Origin of the sequence: Halococcus dombrowskii (assembly GCF_022870485.1) — an archaeon.
Taxonomy (GTDB): domain Archaea; phylum Halobacteriota; class Halobacteria; order Halobacteriales; family Halococcaceae; genus Halococcus; species Halococcus morrhuae.
On record NZ_CP095005.1, the window covers coordinates 2,659,176 to 2,677,028 of the forward strand.

At 64.1% G+C, this 17,853-nt stretch carries 17 protein-coding genes; 10 read left to right on the plus strand and 7 right to left on the minus strand.

Going from position 1 to position 17,853, the window contains the following annotated elements:
* Positions 1–42: 42 nt before the first annotated feature.
* The 4 genes from MUK72_RS13805 (at position 43) to MUK72_RS13820 (ending at position 2,635) form a co-directional block, all read left to right on the plus strand.
* Positions 43–1,077: a metal-dependent hydrolase gene (locus tag MUK72_RS13805; protein ID WP_425311072.1), complete on the plus strand. Its 1,035-nt coding sequence runs from the start codon at positions 43–45 to the stop codon at positions 1,075–1,077.
* Between the two features lie 37 nt (positions 1,078–1,114).
* Entirely contained in the window at positions 1,115–1,699 is a 585-nt protein-coding gene (locus MUK72_RS13810; protein WP_244702191.1) for a hypothetical protein, read from the plus strand.
* Positions 1,696–2,364, plus strand: coding sequence for a DUF2238 domain-containing protein (locus tag MUK72_RS13815; RefSeq protein ID WP_244702193.1), 669 nt, complete (start codon positions 1,696–1,698; stop codon positions 2,362–2,364). Before MUK72_RS13810 ends, MUK72_RS13815 begins: the two co-directional genes overlap by 4 nt.
* A 70-nt stretch (positions 2,365–2,434) precedes the next feature.
* Positions 2,435–2,635, plus strand: a complete 201-nt coding sequence (locus tag MUK72_RS13820; protein ID WP_004053820.1) for a dodecin — start codon at positions 2,435–2,437, stop codon at positions 2,633–2,635.
* Positions 2,636–2,659: 24 nt separating this feature from the next.
* Here the strand turns inward: MUK72_RS13820 and MUK72_RS13825 are convergent, their stop codons facing one another.
* Positions 2,660–4,006 carry an alkaline phosphatase family protein gene (locus MUK72_RS13825; protein ID WP_004053818.1) on the minus strand — a complete coding sequence of 449 codons (1,347 nt, stop codon included), beginning with the start codon at positions 4,004–4,006 and terminating at the stop codon, positions 2,660–2,662.
* A 47-nt stretch (positions 4,007–4,053) separates the two neighbouring features.
* Positions 4,054–4,182 carry a hypothetical protein gene (locus MUK72_RS20230; RefSeq protein ID WP_004053815.1) on the minus strand — a complete coding sequence of 43 codons (129 nt, stop codon included), beginning with the start codon at positions 4,180–4,182 and terminating at the stop codon, positions 4,054–4,056.
* A gap of 242 nt (positions 4,183–4,424) precedes the next feature.
* Here MUK72_RS20230 and MUK72_RS13830 point away from each other — a divergent pair, with 242 nt between their 5' ends.
* Positions 4,425–6,212, plus strand: a complete 1,788-nt coding sequence (locus tag MUK72_RS13830; RefSeq protein WP_244702195.1) for a hypothetical protein — start codon at positions 4,425–4,427, stop codon at positions 6,210–6,212.
* On the opposite strand, the gene MUK72_RS13835 is transcribed toward MUK72_RS13830, so the two are convergent.
* The gene (locus MUK72_RS13835; protein WP_244702197.1) at positions 6,213–7,556 is read right to left on the minus strand and encodes a hemolysin family protein; all 1,344 of its coding nucleotides are present in this window, start codon (positions 7,554–7,556) and stop codon (positions 6,213–6,215) included. It abuts the gene before it with no gap.
* A 395-nt stretch (positions 7,557–7,951) separates the two neighbouring features.
* On the opposite strand from MUK72_RS13835, the gene MUK72_RS13840 reads away from it, so the two are divergent.
* From MUK72_RS13840 to MUK72_RS13850, 3 genes are all read left to right on the plus strand, one after another.
* Positions 7,952–8,533, plus strand: a complete 582-nt coding sequence (locus MUK72_RS13840; protein WP_343749945.1) for an HdeD family acid-resistance protein — start codon at positions 7,952–7,954, stop codon at positions 8,531–8,533.
* A gap of 126 nt (positions 8,534–8,659) precedes the next feature.
* Entirely contained in the window at positions 8,660–10,762 is a 2,103-nt protein-coding gene (locus tag MUK72_RS13845) for an acetate--CoA ligase family protein (protein ID WP_244702200.1), read from the plus strand.
* Positions 10,759–11,820, plus strand: a complete 1,062-nt coding sequence (locus MUK72_RS13850) for a phosphotransacetylase family protein (protein ID WP_244702202.1) — start codon at positions 10,759–10,761, stop codon at positions 11,818–11,820. Before MUK72_RS13845 ends, MUK72_RS13850 begins: the two co-directional genes overlap by 4 nt.
* An 11-nt stretch (positions 11,821–11,831) precedes the next feature.
* On the opposite strand, the gene MUK72_RS13855 is transcribed toward MUK72_RS13850, so the two are convergent.
* From MUK72_RS13855 to MUK72_RS13870, 4 genes are all read right to left on the minus strand, one after another.
* A complete protein-coding gene (locus tag MUK72_RS13855; protein ID WP_244702204.1) occupies positions 11,832–13,085 on the minus strand; it encodes a M20 family metallopeptidase in 1,254 nt (417 codons plus the stop codon).
* Complete coding sequence (locus MUK72_RS13860; protein WP_004053799.1) at positions 13,078–14,496, minus strand: APC family permease; 1,419 nt, start codon at positions 14,494–14,496, stop codon at positions 13,078–13,080. Before MUK72_RS13860 ends, MUK72_RS13855 begins: the two co-directional genes overlap by 8 nt.
* 88 nt (positions 14,497–14,584) lie before the next feature.
* Positions 14,585–15,283, minus strand: coding sequence for a helix-turn-helix domain-containing protein (locus MUK72_RS13865; RefSeq protein ID WP_244702206.1), 699 nt, complete (start codon positions 15,281–15,283; stop codon positions 14,585–14,587).
* A 105-nt stretch (positions 15,284–15,388) separates the two neighbouring features.
* Positions 15,389–15,922 (minus strand): inorganic diphosphatase, encoded by a 534-nt coding sequence (locus MUK72_RS13870; protein ID WP_244702208.1) that lies wholly within the window; start codon positions 15,920–15,922, stop codon positions 15,389–15,391.
* A gap of 181 nt (positions 15,923–16,103) precedes the next feature.
* Here MUK72_RS13870 and MUK72_RS13875 point away from each other — a divergent pair, with 181 nt between their 5' ends.
* Positions 16,104–16,454: a PadR family transcriptional regulator gene (locus MUK72_RS13875; RefSeq protein ID WP_004053794.1), complete on the plus strand. Its 351-nt coding sequence runs from the start codon at positions 16,104–16,106 to the stop codon at positions 16,452–16,454.
* Between the two features lie 160 nt (positions 16,455–16,614).
* A complete protein-coding gene (locus MUK72_RS13880; RefSeq protein WP_049916189.1) occupies positions 16,615–17,853 on the plus strand; it encodes an RNA-guided endonuclease InsQ/TnpB family protein in 1,239 nt (412 codons plus the stop codon).

The window sequence follows — 17,853 nt, forward strand, 5'->3', positions numbered from 1 at the left end:
ACGTTCGTTTCGTGGTGCTGACCATCCCACCACGAACGGTTTATGCCCGTCCCGGCCGTCAGCAGCGGTATGTTCGTCGGCCACGCACTGGGTGCGTTCGCGACCGTCGCGGGCGGGGCGCGCCTGGTCGGCTGCTCGCGCGGGCGCTCGCTGGCCCTCGGCGCGTCGGCGGGCGCGTTCGCCGCCGCCCCCGACGTCGACATCCTCTACGCGCCGGTTGGGCTGGCCGAGGCCAGCGGCGTCGCCGACGCCGCCGAGAGCTTCTGGTCGGCCGGCAATCTCGTCCATCGTGCGGTGACCCACTCGCTGGTCGTCGGCACGGTCGTCGCCGTCGCGCTCTGGTTCTGGACTCGCGCACGGAGCGGGGAGACGAGCGACCGGAGCGACGGTTCGCTGCCGAACATCCGGCGTCTCCGCTCGCTGTTGAACGCCGAGTCCGGTGGCGCGCTGCTCGCACTTGGCGGGCTGGTCGCGGTCGCCGGCGTCGTGAGCGGACCGCTCGGCGCGCTCGTGATGACCGCGTTCGCGCTCACGAGCCTCGCGATCGCCGAACTCGGCGCACACTACGGCGATCTCGGCCCGAAAGCGATACTGGTGACGGCGCTGATCGGCTTCATCAGCCATCCGTTCGGCGATCTGTTCACCGGCGAGCCGCCGCACATGCTCTACCCGTTCGCCACCCGGCTCGTGAGCGAGCGCATCGTCCTCACTGCCGATCCGACGCTGCATCTGCTCGGCTCGTTCTGGCTCGAACTGCTCACCATCTGGCTCGCGGCGATCGTCTACTGCGAGCTCACCGACCGCAGCCCGACGAGCTACATCCACGGGCGCGCGACGCTCGGAGTCGCCTACGCGGTGGCCGCGCTCGCGGTGCCCGCGCCGACGGTCGATTCGTCCTACGAGTTCGTCTTCAGCGTGCTCGCGGTCGGTGCCGTCGGGCCGGCCCCGCTCGTCCGCCGCCTCCGGCGGTCCCGACGAGCGATCGACGCCGAAAACGTGCTGACGGCCGCCCTCACCGGGCTGGCGGCGGTGACGCTCGCGTCGATCGCCTACGCCGCCGTCTATCTCGTGCTCTGAGGGGAGAGATGAAGTCCCCCGCCGACGAAGGCGAGCCATGTCACGCGCGGAGCTCGATCGACTGCTCGAAAGCAAGCGGGCCAACGCCCTGCTCGCCTGGATCTTCGTCGCGTTCGTCGCCATCGTCGCGGTCGTCTCGCTGGTCCGCGGGCAACTGCTCTGGGCGATCTTCGCCGCGAGCGTCGTCGTGCTCTCCGTGTTACCAGCCGTTGCGCTCCGCTCGCCGCTGGTGATGGTACCCTGGGAGGTGCTCGCCCTCGCGGCCCTGCCGACGCTCGCGCGCGCGTTCAGTCCCCCAGTCAGCGGGGTTGCGACCTATCTCGCGGTGGCGGCGCTCGCGCTCATCGTCGCGGTCGAACTCCATCTGTTCACGTCCGTGGAGATGAGCTATCGCTTCGCCGTCGGCTTCGTCGTGATCGCGACGCTCGCGGCCGCGGGCGGCTGGGCGGTCATCCGCTGGGTCGCCGATCTCTATCTCGGCACCGGCTTTCTCAGCTCGGAGGACGCGCTGATGTGGGAGTTCGTCGCCTCGACGGTCGCCGGCGTCGGTGCCGGCCTCTTCTTCGAGGGGTACGTCCGTCGGCGACTGCCGCCCGAACGCCTGCCCGAGGTGGCTCGATGAGGCTGCGCGATCGTCTCGGTATCTCCGAACACCGCCAGCGCCAGCTCACGCGCGCGATGGAAGTCGGCCTCGTCGCTATGTTCGTTCTCGGCCTCCTGCAGGGCAACACGACCGTCATCGTCAACACCCTGCTCGCGCTCGCGGTGACGCGATTGCCCGGGGTGCTCCAGCGCGATTACGGCATCCCGATGGATACGGGGCTGACGCTATGGATCACGGCCGCGGTCTTCCTGCACGCCTTCGGCGGCGTCGGCCTCCCCTGGACGACGCTGTCACCGTATCAGTCGCTGTGGTGGTACGACCATCTCACCCACGGGCTGTCGGCGTCGGTCGTCGCCGCCGTCGGCTACGCGGCTGCCCGTGCGCTCGACGTCCACAGCGGGGAGGTCTCCTTTCCCTCGGAGTTCATGGTCGTGTTCATCTTCCTGTTCGTGCTCGCCTTCGGCGTCTTCTGGGAGGTCATCGAGTTCACGGTCAGTTCGCTCTCGGCGCTGGTCGGTTCGGGCACCGTCCTCACCCAGTATGGGCTCGAGGACACGATGCTCGACCTCATCTTCGATACGATCGGCGCGGCCGTCGTCGCCATCTGGGGCGGCGCACGACTGAGCGGCGTCGTCGATGCCATCGTCGCACGGCTCGACACCGGCGAACGCGAGACCAGGTAGGCGTCCACGACCGGGTGAGAACGGCCGTGACGTGGGTTTTATACTCCTGCCGGCTGAAACGTACGCCGCGATGGTCTACAAGAAAATCACGATGATCGGAACGAGCGACGACGGGTTCGAGGCGGCCGTCGACGACGCCGTCGACCGCGCCGAGGACACGCTCAACAACGTCAAGTGGGCGACGACAGAAAATCTCGGCGTCGAGATCGCCGAAGTCGACGGTCGCGAGTATCAGGCCGAAGTCGAGATCGCCTTCGAACTCGACGAGTAGCGGTTCAGCCCTCTACTGCTTCGCTCAGGCGAGGCTCGCGCCGTCGAACTCGCCGCGGTCGTAGTCGATCTCCATGAGATCGAGCAGCGTCGGCGCGACGTCGAAGAGATCGGTGTCGCCGCCGATCCGTGCGGTCGGGTCGTCGACGAGCAGCGTGGCGTTGTCGAAGCTGTGCATCCCGTTGCGTGGACCGGTGTCGAAGACCTCGTCGTGGCCCGAAAAGCCCGCCTTGAGATCGAAACCGTGGCTCGGGATCGCCACGAGGTCGGGGGCGATGTCGTCGTGTGCGCCCCGGAAGGCGTCGCCCTTCTCGACGACGCGCTCGCAGACCTTCCGGCCGTCGGGGCCTTCGAGTGTTTCGAGGGCCTTCTTCAGTTCGGTGCGCTTGTCCTCGTAGTCCTCCTCAGCCACAGCACCGCGTGGCTCGCGCCCTTCCAGGTTGATGTAGAATCGTCCAGGAATGAACGCGTAGGCCTCGGTGTCGTCGGAGATGTCCGTGAGGCTGTCGTGGTCGTCCTCGCCGTACGAGAGCCAGCCCTCTCGCTGGAGCCACTCGTTGAAGTGGACCTCGTGGTCGAGGCTGGTGAAGCCGTGGTCGGCGGCGACGACCATCGTCACGTCCTCGGGCAGCATCTCGCGCAGACGGCCGAGATAGTCGTCGACCTTGCTGTAGATGTCGAGGAACTCCTGCTTGTACTCGCCGTCCTCCTCGTAGTGTTTGAACAGGAAGTGGTTCACGCGATCGGTCGTCATGAACACGCCGAAGAAGAGGTCCCAGTCGTCCTGTTCGATGTAGTGCGAGAACCCCTCGAAACGGCCGTCGAGGGTCGCATGGGCGTCCTCGACGAAGTCGGTCTTGTCGTCATCGTGGCCCAGTTTCGCGTTGTTGTCGATCCGGTAGCCGGTCCCGTTGAGCGTCTCGCGCAGCTCGTCGGGGTAGGCGGCCTCGTCGACGCCCGGCGAGAGAAAGCCCGAGACCATCCGCTGGACGTCGCGCTGGGGCGGGAACGTGACGGGTACGTTCATCACGGTGGCGTCGCGGCCCTCCTCTTCGACGCGATCCCAGACGCGGGTCGCCTGGACGTCACGGCCCATCGGCACGTAGGTGTCGTAGGAGCCGATCTCGCGATCCTGGAAGCCGTACACACCCGTCTCCCCGGGGTTGACGCCCGTCGTGAGCGCGGGCCAGCAGGCGCTCGATTCGGGCGGTACGATCGAATCCATCGGGCCGGCGGTCCCCTCCTCGGCGATCGCGGTGAGGTTCTCGAAGACGTCCGGATTGTCCTCGATCAGGCTGTACGGAACCCCGTCGATGCCGAAGAAGGCAACCCGCGGGGCGTCGTCGCCAGTGAGGCGGTCGAACAGTCCCATGGGTGGGTCAGTTCGGGCGCGTACAAAGAAGATTCGTTTCGATATCCTTACTCGTGGTCGGCCAGCGGCCGGCCACAGGCCGGGCAGCGCACGATATGCTGCTCGTGCTCGTCGTCGGCGCTGTCGGGGACCACCGTGGGATGATCCAACGCGACCGTGGTTCGTTTCGCTGCCATCACATCACCATTACCGGCCACGTACGCAAAAGACTACCCATAATTCCAACACATTCGCGGCGCACACCGGATAACCACGAGGAATATCACGAACGGTCATCGTGATTATCGGGTACTGTTCGCCGCACACGAACTACGGAGTCTCCCTATCGAAGCCATTTATGCACTCGCTCTCGAAGCGCTCTTCGAATGGCGGTGAGTCCCTTCCCACGTCAGAACCGGCTGGCTCGGGGAAGCCGCTCGTGACCCGACGATCGCGGTTGCGGGCCGTACTGCGCGGCAACCGGTCGCTATGGCTGCTCGTCGTCTTCGCCATTGCGATCGCCACTCATGCTGAAACGATCCAGTACTGGTTCGTCGCGACCGATACGCTGCCGCTGATCGAGACCAGTCGCGTGCAGAGCCCGAGCGGCGTCGTCGAACTGTTCACACAGCCGTTGATGGCCGGCACGGATTTCGTCGACACTGCGCTGTTCTACCGCCCGGTGTCGAGTCTCTCATATACGCTCGAATACGCAGTCTGGGGACTCTCACCGACCGGCTATCATCTCACGAACCTCCTGCTCCACGGGATCGCAGCGGTGCTTGCTGCCGTCACCATCGCCGAGATCACGCGCCGGCCCGCCGTCGGCTATCTCGGTGCCGTCCTCTTCGCCATCCATCCGCTGACGGCCGGTGTCGTGCCGCCGATCGCCCGCCGTCAGGACGTGTTGCTGACGGGTTTCGTTCTCGGTGCACTCCTCCTGTTCGTCCGCAGCCGTCGCGCGAACTCCCGCCCGCTGCTTGCCGGGGCGCTCGGTGCGTATGCAGCGGCCCTCGGAACGAAGGAGCCGGCAGTCGCCCTTCCCGGAGTGATCTTCATGTGGCTCGTCCTCTATCGAGGAACCGGCGAGTGGCGATCGACCCTCCGGCGGGCCGTGACGGGAACGGCTCCGTTCGTGGCGGTGACCGTCGCCTACGCCCTCGTTCGGCTCGTCGTTCTCGGTGGGGTTGGCGGCTACCGCGCCGGTGCTGCGTCGGGACCGGGCCTCTCCATCCTGTTCGTCCCGCTCAAATATCTTCGATGGGTGTTCCAGCCGACGGACGTCGTGGAAAGCGTTCTCACCGTTCTCCCGCGGTCGGTACTCCTCGTGGCGGTGCTCGGTGGTGCGGCCATCGGCCTCGCACTCGTTCGGTACGCCCGGCGTCGCGGCCTCGACACAGTTGGACTGGTGGCGCTGGTCGTCGCCGGTATCGCCTTCGAGGGGATGCTCGGGGTACACCTGCTGGCCCCTGCTACGAAAGCAGTGCTACCGTTCGGCCCGAACGAGTCGGCCATCGCGATCGGCTATCTCATCGATTCGCTGTTCATCGTCGGCTGTGTGGCAGGGCTACTGGCAGCGATACGCGGCTGTCAGACCGTCGATTCGTCGATACGTACCCATCTCGTGTTCTTCGCCAGCTGGTCGGTGATCGTCCCGGGACTGCTGCTGGCGACCGGTGCTGGCATCGGCGATCCGTTGCGGATCGCCGATCAGATCCAAACCGGCTATCTCTGTCTCGTCCCGGCAATGGCCGCCCTGAGTTTGCTCGGGCTCACCGCTGCCGAAGCAGTCGTCGCCGCGATTCGGGCGAGGACGGTCCGCGTCGATGCGACCGTCGTACTCCTCGTGCTCACAGTGTCGTTGCTATTGCCGCTCGTCGTGACGTCACCCCTCCTCGTGTCGAACGGTGATTGGAACGCTGCAGGCCAACTGAACCAGCAGCTTCTCACCGGGCTCGACGACGAACTCGACGGAACAGCAGCCGACACACCGGTCCGCCTGCTCGATCAGCCGACGACCGGCAGTGACGATCCGCCCCGCACGACATCGGTCAAACGGCTCCAGTCGTACTCGTTCGAGGCGTGGTTCGAGCTCCAGGAGCCACCACAGAACAGAGCGGTCGAACTGGTCGGCCATCATGAACTGCGGCCACCATACGACCGCCTTTCGCTCGAAGCAACGAAGGAGAACGGCACGGTCGTCGTCAGAGCAGTCACTCCGGGGTGATCACTCGGTCGACGGTTCGTCGAGCGGTGCCATCGTGAGCGTCGTGATGCGAGTATCGTCGACGCCGGCGACGGTGAGAGCGTAGCCGTCGAGTTCGACGCGATCATCGATCTCGGGAGTCCGTCCGAGCTGGCTGAAGACGAGCCCGCCGATCGTATCGAACTCCTCGCTTTCGAGTGCGCTCCCGACGGTCGTGTTGACCGTCTCGATCGGCACACCACCGTCGATCTCGTAACAGTCGTCCGCGCGCTCGCTGATCGTGGGCTCGTCGGTCGTCGCATCGAACTCGTCGTGGATCTCACCGACGATCTCCTCGACGATGTCCTCGACGGTGAGGATGCCCTCGAACGATCCCCATTCGTCGATCACCGCGGCCATCTGCCGATCCTCACGCTGGAAGTCGGTGAACACGTCGTCGATGAGCTTGTCCTCCGGCACGATCAGGATGTCCCGGGCGAGATCGCCGGCGGTCGGTTCGGGCTCGTCGGGCGCTGTCCCCCGACGATCGATCTCGATTCGCAGCAAATCCTGGACGTGGACGAAGCCGATCGGATGTTCGCCGTCACCCTGCTTGACCACGGGATAGCGCATGTGATGGCCCGTGGTGGCGATCTCGTACAGCGTCGAGAGCGGCGTTTCGGTATCGACCGCCTCGACGTCGGGGCGGGGCACCATGATCTGCCGAGCGATGGTCTCTTCGAGATCGAAGACACCCTCGATCATGTTCAGTTCGTCAGTGTCGATGTGGCCCTGTGCTTGGGACTGTGAGGCGGCGGTTCTGAGTTCGGCTTCGGTCTGTGACGTGTCGACCTCGGACGCCGGCGGGACACCGAGTGCTCGCGTGAACAGGTTCGCCGTCCCGTTGAACAGCACGAGTCCGGGCAGGAACAGATAGTAACAGGCCTTCATGAGCGGGGCGACGAGCAGGGCCATCCGACCGGGGCGATGGATCGAGAAACTCTTCGCCGCGAGCTCGCCGAACGTCACGTGAAAGTACGTGACGACGAACAGTCCGATCACGCTGCTGATCGCGGCGACAGCCACCTCCGGAACCAACGACCCCACCACCGGTTCGATCACCACGGCGACGGCCGGCTCGCCGACCCAGCCCAACGCGAGCGACGCGATCGTGATCCCGAGCTGCGTCACGGCGAGATAGTCGTCCAGGTTTTCGAACCCCTCCTCGACGATCGAGGCGAACCGGCGGTTCTCCTCGACCAGCGTGTTCACCTTCGCGGCAGTGAGGCGAGTGAACGCGTATTCGGCGACCACGAACACGCCGTTCATCACCACGAGAAACAGCGCGAAGAGCAATCGGCCAGCCGCGGCGACGGCGTCAACCATCAGCAGTCGGCCGCTCGACCGGAAGGTCGATTTCCCTCATCAGGAGCAGTTATATCCAGTACGGTCCCGATGGCGTCTCGTGGAACGGGCGGTTCGGCTGTGTCGATACTCACTTGTGTTGTCTCAACATCGGTAAGTAGCGTCTAAAGCCTCACGCTATGGCTCCCTTTCCTAATTGATCGAAGGAGCGTCGTGTTTGCCACCGAAAACCTCGATCGAAATCAATTGGAGTCATCCCCTCCACCACCTCTTCAAAATAGTACCATATTTCAAATATTTCACTATCGAGATCGTCATTCTGCTTCTGCTTTGAATTTGTAAATATTCATGTACAATACTATCGACCATCCCAATCACTTATATTTCTGCTCGTAATATTACCGTTTAGATATATCATGAGCACTCAAACAGGGACGAACCCCAGTACGACGCCGTTGGCAACGACGTGGCGGTATCTCGCGGCTGTCGGACTCCTCATCTCGCTGTTGGGCGTGGTTGCGATCGTCGCCCCGTTGGTGACGGGTCTCGCGCTGTCCGCGCTTCTGGGAGCGTTGCTCGTCGTGAGCGGGGTCAGTCACGGGGTCCACGTGTTCTCCGCACGCGGCTGGATAGGTGCACTCAGCCAAGGGCTGCTGGCGCTGTTGTACGTCGTCGGCGGGATCGTCACGCTGGTCAACCCCGTGCTCGGACTGACGACGCTCACGCTCGTCCTGGCCGTCGTGTTCGTGTTCAACGGCGTGCTCGAAATCTTCATGGGACTCAGACTGCGTTCGCGGCCGAACTGGTGGTGGCCGATCGCGAGCGGAGTCCTCGCGCTGGCCGTTGGCGTGTTGCTGTGGATCGGCTGGCCGAGCACCGCCGAATGGGCGATCGGCCTGCTCTTCGGCGTGAACCTGCTGAGCTCCGGCCTTTCGATGGTGTTCCTCGCGCTGAACGGGCGACGTGCAGCACGTGATGGGTCTGCCATCGGTACTTGAACAGCTCTCTGCGTCGTCATCGTCAGTTCGGATCACGCCGAAATCCCGACGACGATCGGAACGAAGGCGCGAGCAAAGAGAGAAATGTACTAGTATCTTTACGCTGCGTCCCGATGGTCGCTAGTGATGAGTGAACTCCCGGGCCTGTTCGCCCCCGAGCGCGTCGCCGTCGTCGGTGCAACCGAGCGCGACGGGTCGGTCGGGCGGGCGGTCACGGCCAACCTCCTCGAATTCGACGGTGACGTGGTTCCCGTCAACCCGGGCACGGAGACGGTGTTCGACCGTGCGTGCTATCCCGATCTCGGCTCGGTTCCCGATCCTGTCGATCTCGCCGTCGTGGTCGTGCCGGCCGATATCGCCGTCGACGTCGTCCACGACGCCGGGGAGGCCGGTATCGAAAACGTCGTCGTGCTCACGGCCGGCTTCGGCGAGACCGGCAGCAAAGGGGCCACACGCGAGCGCGACCTCCAGGAGACGGCCAGCGAATACGGGCTGAATCTCGTCGGGCCGAACAGCGTCGGGGTCATGAGCACCGCGGTGAACATGAACGCGACGTTCGGTCCCGAGGCCGCCCAGGATGGGTCGATATCGTTCATGAGCCAATCGGGCGCGTTCATCACCGCCGTGCTCGACTGGGCCAACGACCGCGACATCGGCTTTCGCGACGTGGTGTCGCTCGGCAACAAGGCCGTCCTCGACGAGCGCGATTTCGTCGCGGCGTGGGGCGAGAGCGACGACACGAGTGCCGTCATCGGCTATCTGGAGGATATCGCCGACGGCAGCGGGTTCATCGAGACGGCCCGGGCGGTCACGCAGGAAACGCCGATCGTGGTGGTGAAATCCGGCCGGACGGAGGCAGGCGCGCAAGCGGCCTCCTCGCACACGGGAGCGATCGCCGGTAGCGAGCGCGCGTACGAGGCGGGTCTCGAACAGGCGGGCGTCATCCGTGCGGAGACGGTCGAGGAGCTGTTCGACGCCGCGACCATGCTCGACGGCCAGCCGCTCCCCGAGAGCGATGGGGTTGCCGTCATCACGAACGCCGGCGGACCGGGGGTGCTGGCGACCGATGCGATCGGCGACTCACAGCTGGAGCTGGCCTCGTTCACCGACGACACGCTCGATTCGTTCGCGGGGAGCCTCCCCGACGAAGCGAACATCTACAACCCGGTCGACGTTATCGGCGATGCAGCGGCCGAGCGCTTCAGCGACGCGCTCGACGTCGCGCTTGCCGATCCGAACGTCGGTGCGGCGCTCGTCCTCGCCTGTCCGACGGCCGTGCTCTCCTTCGAGGCGCTCGCCGAGATCACGACCGCGACGCAGGCCGAGCACGGCCTCCCGGTGGCCGCCTGTCTGATGGGTGGCGAGTCGACGGCGGATGCCCAGTCGGTCCTCGACGACGCGGGCATCCCGACGTATTTCGACCCGGCACGGGCGGTGACGGGTCTCGACTCGCTCGCCCGCTATCGAGAGATCTCGACCCGCGAGTACGAGGCCCCGACGACGTTCGACGTCGACGAGACGGCCGCTCGGGAGATCATCGAACGGGCGGCCGAACGCCCCTCGAACGCGCTCGGCATCGAAGCGATGGAGCTGCTCGATGCCTACGGTATTCCGACGCCCGAGGGAACCGTCGTCGACACGCCAAGCGATGCCGAACGCCGTGCGGCCGAGATCGACGGCGACGTCGTCATGAAGGTCGCCAGCCCGGACATTCAGCACAAATCCGATATCGGTGGCGTCCGTGTCGGCGTTCCCGACGACGCGGTGGCGGACACCTACGAGGATCTCGTCGCTCGCGCGAAGAACTACCAGCCGAACGCGACCGTGCTCGGTGTCCAGCTTCAGGAACAGATCGACCTCGACGCCGGAACCGAGACCATCGTCGGGGTGAACCGCGACCCGCAGTTCGGCCCCCTGCTGTTGTTCGGTCTCGGCGGCATCTTCGTCGAAACGCTCGAAGACATCGCCGTCAGGGTCGCCCCCGTGAGCGAACCGATGGCGGCGGCCATGATCGACGAGATCGATGCTGCACCGTTGCTTCGCGGCGCTCGGGGCCGTGATCCCGTCGACGAGGCGGCGCTCGTCGAGACCATCCAGCGCATCTCGCAGTTAGTGACCGATTTCCCGTCCCTTCTCGAACTCGATATCAACCCACTCGTCGCCACGCCGGACGGCGTCGTGGCGGTGGATCTCGCGGCGACGATCGACCCGGAGGAACTCGACCGATGAACCCGATACTATTCACCACGACCGACGAAAGCACCGGGAAGACGGCCATCGCACTCGCGATCGCACGGATCGCCGACGAGCGCGACGTGGACGCCGGCTACATGAAACCGAAGGGGACGCGCCTCCAGAGCAACGTCGGCAAGACGCTCGACAAGGACCCGCTGCTCGCGGGCGAACTGCTCGATCTCGATGCCGAGGTACACGACCTGGAGCCGGTGGTCTACTCACAGACGCTCGTCGAGACGGCACTGCGTGGCCAGGCCGACCCAGGGGAGTTGCGCGAGCGCGTCACCGAGAGCTACCGCGAACTCGCCGCCGATCGTGAGCTGATCGTGGTCGAGGGCGGCAGCCGACTCTCGACGGGCGGGATCATCGATCTCACCGATCGGGACGTCGCGGAGTTGCTCGACGCACGGGTGGTTCTCATCGCCCACTACGACGAGCCCGGCGACGTCGACGACGTGCTCGCGGCGACCCGACAGCTCGACGAGGTGGACGGCGTGCTGTTCAACGGCGTGTCGGACGACAACTACGACGAACTAACGACCGACGCCATCCCCTTCCTCGAAGACCGTGGGATACCGATTCTCGGGGTGGTGCCCCACCAGCGCGAGCTCGCAGGCATCACCGTGAGGGATCTCGCCGACGAACTCGGGGCACGGATACTCACCGACGAAGCACCGCTCGATGGACTCGTCGAACGGGTTTCCGTCGGTGCGATGGGCTCCGAAGCCGCACTCGGACAGTTCCGTCGCACGCGCTCGGCGGCGATGATCACCGGCGGTGATCGATCCGAGATCCAGACCGCGGCGCTGCAGGCGTCCGGCATCGCCTGTCTGCTTCTCACTGGCGGCCACAGTCCCCCACAGGCGGTTCTCGGTCGTGCTGAACAGGCCGACGTGCCGGTACTACGCGTCCCCTCCGACACGATCACGGCCGTCGACCGCGCCGAGGACGCCATCGCTGCCGGTCCCGCACGGAGCGCCGACACCATCGAGCGGATGCAGTCGCTACTCGTCGATCGGCTCGATATCGACAGACTCCTCGATCAGGATTGACACAGTAGCATTCAGCCGAGCAGGGAGACACAGCCAGCGGTGACGATACGGGCCACAGCAACCACGTCATCGGTGTGAACGAACTCGCCGGCACCATGGATGTTCTCGCCGTCGGGACCGACGATAACGGTCGGCAGACCGGCACGGTGGCCGAAGTAGTTGAAGTCACCGACGCTCGAAAAGTAGCCGATGGCTGGTTCGTCGTCGGTGACCGTTTCGACACCACTCGATAGTGCGTTCACGAGCGGGTCGTCGGCATCGGTGACGTAGGGACCGTAGCGAACGTCCGGGGCGGGCGCGTCCCGAAAGTCGATCTGTACGTCGGAGTCGAGATCGAGATCCGCGACGACGCGTTCTGCGTCCGCTCGGACGACGTCTTCGGTTTCACCGATAACGACGTGGCGGTCGGCAAGCAGACGGCACGATTCCGGTACGGACAGCGTCTCACCGCCACCCTCGATTTCGATCGGACAGACGGAGCCGTCGCCGAGTTTCTCGTGTGTGCCGACGTCCATCGCCGCGAGCGCATCGGCCAACCGTCCCGCATCGACCACGGCGTTCGTCCCCTTCTGTGGCTGTGAGCCGTGTGCGGCCTCGCCGGTCACGGTGATGTCGTAGAGGAACCGTCCGCGCGCACCGAGCAGCAGGGCGGGATTTTCGATGGTCGTTTGAGCGAGAATCGGGCCGGGTTCGGTGACGATAGCGGCGTCACACTCGTCGGTGATCCCGTCACGAACGAGTTGATTTGCGCCCAGTCCGTAGGGACCCTCCTCGTCGACGACCGCACTGAAGAGGAGATCGCCCGCGAGATCCACGTCGGCCGTGGCAAGTGCGTCGAACGCGACCATGATGCCCGCAAGACCGCCCTTCATGTCACAGGCCCCCTGGCCGTAGAGTTTGCCGTCCTCGATCCGTCCCGAGAGTGGGTCTTCCTCCCACGCCTCGACGATCTCGACAGTGTCCATGTGGGCGTTCAACAGCAGCGTTGGAGCCCCCGGGTCGGAGCCTTCCAGTCGGGCGAGGACGTTGTTGCCCTCGAATCCCGTGATATCGGGTTCGCTCACTGGATGGTACTCTGGATCGTGCCCTCGTGAATCGAGCCAGTCGTAGACGAACTCGGTGATTGCTTCCTCCTCGAAATACGGACTACGGATGCGAACGAGCTCCTGGAGGAGGTCGATGGTTTCGTCGTGATCGATCCGTCCTACGAGCGTGCCTGGGTCAGTCGTTGCAGTGTCGAGCATGTCGGCGGGATCGTCAGTCATCGGCGGTGGTCTCCTGAATATCGGGATCGTATTCGGCGGAGGGTACGCCCGGCAGCGTGTCGAGGATCGATTCGACATCGGTGCCGGCCTGCTGGCCACGATACCAGTAGATGCCGAACACGACAAGCCCGATAATCACCCACGGGACGTAGACCGTGAGGGTGCCCTGGTAGGCCTGGGTGAGCAATACGAATGCGCCGATCGCACCGACGAGGCCCGAAACGAGGAGACCGCTACGAGGGTTGAAATCCGCCTGTTCGACGATATCGGGCCGGGCGTACTGGGCATACAGCAACGATACCGAGACCGCGAAGTACGCGATGAGGTAGCTGAAGGTGGCGATCACGATCACCTGATTGAGTCCCGAGGCGTAGAACGTCAGTGCCGAGGAGACCACATACAGCGTGAGCAACGACCAGTGGGGCGAGCCGAACCGTTCGTTCACCATCGAGAACCGCTGTGGGAAGATCTCGTCCCACGACCACGAATATGGCATCTTGATGGCCGCCGCCATCACGGCGTTCACGCTCGATGCAGTGGCGAGCAGGCCGCCGAATGCAACGATGGCGGTCGCGTCCGTCCCGAGGAACGTCTCGGCGGCGGTGGCGAGCGGGCGCGCCGAGTTGGCGAGGACAGTATAATCGCCGACCACGCCGTAGATCACCGCTGCGGTCCACATATACAGCAGGGTGAGGATGATCGTCCCGCCGATCATCGCCAGCGGGAGGTTCCGACCGGGGTTTTTCACCTCAGCACCCATCTGGCCCGCGACGGCGATCCCGATGTAGGCGTAGAACAGCGGCGCGGCAGCGGCGAGGAAGCCGCTCGATCCCCCGGTGAAAAACGGCCGATAGTTCGCAGTATCGATTGAGAGTGATCCGGGGAGGACGAGCACGAGGATCGCGAGAACGAGCACTCCGAGAATGGCGCTCTGGGCGATGCTGTACCCGCGCGTTCCGACGAGATTGACCAAAAAGAGGACGGTGAGAACCCCGAACCCGGCGAGGGCGATCCCGGTCCGACCCGCGATGAGGTCGGGAAAGAACACCTGAAGATAGCTTCCGAAGCCGATGGCGAGGCTCGCGTCGGCGGCCATATACCCGAGCCATTTCGACCACGTGACGACGAATCCGGGCAGGCGGCTGTTGAACGTGCGCGAGACGTACGAGTACGATCCCGCCGCAGCGGGAAAGATCGTCGACATCCAGCTGTAGTTGATGGCGATAGCGGTTGCGATCACGCCCGCGAGCAACACCACGAGGATCACGCTCGGCCCGGTCGTGGAACTCGCGGTCCCGAGCGTGACGAACAGCCCCGCCCCGAGCGTCCCGCCGATGACGGTGCTCATCGCTCCATACGGTCCGATATCGCGTGCGAGACTACGGTCGTCTTTCTCGCTCGATTGTGCCATATGTTATCATACTATAGTGGGCCAATAAGCCACCTCCCTAGCATGAACGGGTTATCCACACAGCGAAATTTCATCATTCCGAACGAAGTCACTGGTGTCCGAAGAGTTTGGCCTCGGCTTTCCGGAGATGTTCGAGAAGAGTAGCCTTCGCAACGTCGAGTTCCTCGGCCAGCTCGGTGGCGCTCACTTCTCGGGGCCACGCGTAGTAGTTCCGACGACGGGCAAGATCGAAGACCTCTCGTTGGCGTCCTGAGAGGTCGTCGGTCGGGAGCACGCCGGGTCCGCCGCGAGGGACCACGATGTCCTCGATCCGAATCTCTGCGTCGTTCTCCGCGCGGACGGCGTCGAGACGCTTGCCGAGTGTCTCGCGGTCGGTCTGAACGATGACCGTCCAATACTCCCTCCCGCCGTGCATTCTGACCGGTTCGTCGGGGATGAAGCCGCGTGAGACGAGCGCATCGTTGATCGAGTTCTCGATCGCATAGCGGACGACGATCGCACGGGACGCGCTTCCGGGAACCGTCTCACTCGTGGCGTGAAGATGGTCGGTTTCCCAAACCGAGTCGGTGAGCGGCGAGTTCTGGATGGCGGCGACGAGCCGTTCGACCGCATCGGTCGTCTCGCCATAAACGGTAAATCGGCCAGTGGCGGCCCCGTCGATGGGATAGACACCGTGGCCGAGCAGGCCGCCGTCAGCGTCTTCGGTCACCGTGAGAGTCCAGCAGTCGGGGTGCCAGATGTCGAGGGTGACACGCAAGCCCACTGCGGACTGCGACGGCGGGACCATCGGGAGTGATAGGCCCAACGGAGTCAAAAACCGTTCGCCCGGTCGATCTCGTCACTGATCCGTTACGACGTGTCGAGACGAGCGCAGCGATCCCGCCGAAACGACTCAGGCGAACTGTTCGTCGTAGAGATCCTGGGCGTGTTCGATGGCGTCGTAGGCGGCCTGTCGATCCTCCCAGCCCTGCGTCTCGACTTCCTTGCCGGCTTCGAGGTTCTTGTACGTCTCGAAGAACTCGTCGATCTCGTCGAGTTCCTGCTGGGGGATGTCGTCGAGGTCTTCGATATGGTCGAATCGGGGGTCCTCGGCCGGGACGGCAATCACCTTGTCGTCCTGCTCGCCGTCGTCGTCCATGCGCATCAGCGCGACGGGGCGGGCCTCGATGATGCAGCCGGGGAAGGTCGCGTCCTCGACGAGCACCATCACGTCGAAGGGGTCCTCGTCGTCGTAGTACGACTGCGGGATGAAGCCGTAGTCGTTGGGGTAGTGGACGTTCGAGTGGAGCACGCGATCGAGAACGACACCGGGCACGTCCTTGTCGTACTCGTATTTGTTGCGCTCGCCCTTGAGACACTCGACGACGGCGTGGATCGTCTCGGGTGCGTTCGGGCCGGTTTCCAGGTCTTCCCAGAGGTTCGTCATCACCCCCTCGTCCGACGAGGCGACGAAAAAGCGTTTTCTATCGCATCGCCCGCGCCGACCGACGGTTCGACGGTAGTATTAATGAGTGGTACCACCTATTTATTCCAGTCACGTCCCCTATCTCGGACAACGTCCGTTATGGTTGCGAAGGATTAAATATGTGGGTGACATCTTCCTGCTGATGCCAGAGGCACAAGCGGTCCAGGACAGTGGTATCGCCCGCGATCTTACGGCGTTCCAACAGAACATCCTCGCCATCCTGTCGGACGAGCCGATGTACGGCCTTGCGATCAAGCGCCAGCTCGAATCGTACTACGACTCGGAGGTCAACCACGGTCGACTCTACCCGAACCTCGACGATCTCGTGGAGATGGATCTGGTCGAGAAATCCGAGCGGGACAAGCGCACCAACGACTACGCGCTCACCGACGATGGCTACGAGGCGGTCGTCGACCAGCTCGATTGGACACTCGACAAGTTCGTCACCGACGAGGAACGCGCCGAGACCGTCCGCGAGCTCATCGACAACTAACCACCGCTCGCGCGGTTTTATCCGTAACGCAGGACGCCAAGACCCCTTCCTCAGCGAGCGCCGCAGGCGCGAGCAGGGAGGGGATACGGCGTCCGTCATCATCTGATCTTTCGTCCGAAGCAGAACCCTTACTAATCGCAAGACATAAAGCCGATTCACCGTGCGCCGTACCCACAAATATCGTCTCAAGCCGCCCGACGCTCTCCGCAAGGAGTTGGACCGGCACCGCGATATTTGCAGGCAAGCGTACAACCACTTCCTCCACCGATTGAACCGCGTTGAGGGGACATCCCGATATGACGAACTCGGCGTCCTCACCGATCTCAAGGAGTGGTGGGATGCCCTCGGCGACGTGTATTCGCGCACGCTTCAGAACGTCGTTGAGAGGTTGTACGACAACCTCGAAACGCTTCACCGACTCAAAGAGGAGGGCCACCGCGTCGGCCACCTCCGGTGGAAGTCACCGCGAGAGTATCGGTCATTCACCTACCGACAGTCCGGCTTCAAGCTCCACGAAACGGGCGGTCGAACTGTCTTATCGCTCTCAAAAATTGGTGACGTGCCGATTACCCTCCACCGCGAGATACCCGACGATGCCGCACTAAAGCAAGTCACGGTGAAACGCGAACCCACGGGCGAATGGTTCGCGTCTATCAGTATCGAAACCGGCGACGACCCGCCCGCAAAACCCGACGATCCCGAGAAGTGTGTCGGCATCGACGTGGGCATCCTGAAATTCGCCCACGATACCGACGGGTTCGCACTCGGATCGCTTGACCTCTCGGACGAACGCAACCGTCTCGACCGCGAGCATCGAAAGCTCTCCCGCAAAGAGCACGGGTCGAACAACTGGGAACAGCAGCGGAAGGTCGTCGCCAAACGTCACGCCGACCTGAAACGGAAGCGTCGGGACTTTCTCCACCGCGTCTCGGCGTACTACGCACGAGAGTACGACCTCGTGGCTGTCGAAGACCTGAACATCAGCGGGATGCTTGAATCCCCGTCGAATAGCCGCAACACCGCGTCCGCTGCATGGGGTGAGTTTCGCCGGATGCTCGAATACAAGTGCGAGCGCGAAGGGACACACTTTGCAGCTGTTCGCCCCGGTGGAACCACCAAAGAGTGTTCCCGGTGCGGCGTCGAGACCGACAAACCGCTATGGGTGCGTGAGCACTCGTGTCCGGCGTGCGGTTTTCAGGCCGACCGAGACGCAAACGCGGCCCGTAACATCCTTTCTCGCGGCTTCGATGATGTAGGGGTGGTTCACCCCGAACGAACGCCCTCGGAGACTGCGACCGCTGTGGGAACCACGGTTTCGCCGGTTCCTGCACGTCGCGTCATGGAACAGGGAAGCCCCGCCCTCAACGAGTGCCCGCAGGGCGCGAGTAGGGCGGGGTAG

Excerpts from the sequence above, each read along its gene's own strand:
- MUK72_RS13815 (WP_244702193.1), top strand. The coding sequence starts at position 1,696 with ATGAGGCTGCGCGATCGTCTCGGTATCTCCGAACACCGCCAGCGCCAG.
- MUK72_RS20230 (WP_004053815.1), bottom strand. The coding sequence starts at position 4,182 with ATGGCAGCGAAACGAACCACGGTCGCGTTGGATCATCCCACGGTGGTC.
- MUK72_RS13840 (WP_343749945.1), top strand. The coding sequence starts at position 7,952 with ATGAGCACTCAAACAGGGACGAACCCCAGTACGACGCCGTTGGCAACG.
- MUK72_RS13805 (WP_425311072.1), top strand. The coding sequence starts at position 43 with ATGCCCGTCCCGGCCGTCAGCAGCGGTATGTTCGTCGGCCACGCACTG.
- MUK72_RS13875 (WP_004053794.1), top strand. The coding sequence starts at position 16,104 with ATGCCAGAGGCACAAGCGGTCCAGGACAGTGGTATCGCCCGCGATCTT.
- MUK72_RS13850 (WP_244702202.1), top strand. The coding sequence starts at position 10,759 with ATGAACCCGATACTATTCACCACGACCGACGAAAGCACCGGGAAGACG.
- MUK72_RS13835 (WP_244702197.1), bottom strand. The coding sequence starts at position 7,556 with ATGGTTGACGCCGTCGCCGCGGCTGGCCGATTGCTCTTCGCGCTGTTT.
- MUK72_RS13865 (WP_244702206.1), bottom strand. The coding sequence starts at position 15,283 with ATGGTCCCGCCGTCGCAGTCCGCAGTGGGCTTGCGTGTCACCCTCGAC.
- MUK72_RS13810 (WP_244702191.1), top strand. The coding sequence starts at position 1,115 with ATGTCACGCGCGGAGCTCGATCGACTGCTCGAAAGCAAGCGGGCCAAC.
- MUK72_RS13845 (WP_244702200.1), top strand. The coding sequence starts at position 8,660 with ATGAGTGAACTCCCGGGCCTGTTCGCCCCCGAGCGCGTCGCCGTCGTC.
- MUK72_RS13825 (WP_004053818.1), bottom strand. The coding sequence starts at position 4,006 with ATGGGACTGTTCGACCGCCTCACTGGCGACGACGCCCCGCGGGTTGCC.
- MUK72_RS13820 (WP_004053820.1), top strand. The coding sequence starts at position 2,435 with ATGGTCTACAAGAAAATCACGATGATCGGAACGAGCGACGACGGGTTC.
- MUK72_RS13870 (WP_244702208.1), bottom strand. The coding sequence starts at position 15,922 with ATGACGAACCTCTGGGAAGACCTGGAAACCGGCCCGAACGCACCCGAG.
- MUK72_RS13855 (WP_244702204.1), bottom strand. The coding sequence starts at position 13,085 with ATGACTGACGATCCCGCCGACATGCTCGACACTGCAACGACTGACCCA.
- MUK72_RS13860 (WP_004053799.1), bottom strand. The coding sequence starts at position 14,496 with ATGGCACAATCGAGCGAGAAAGACGACCGTAGTCTCGCACGCGATATC.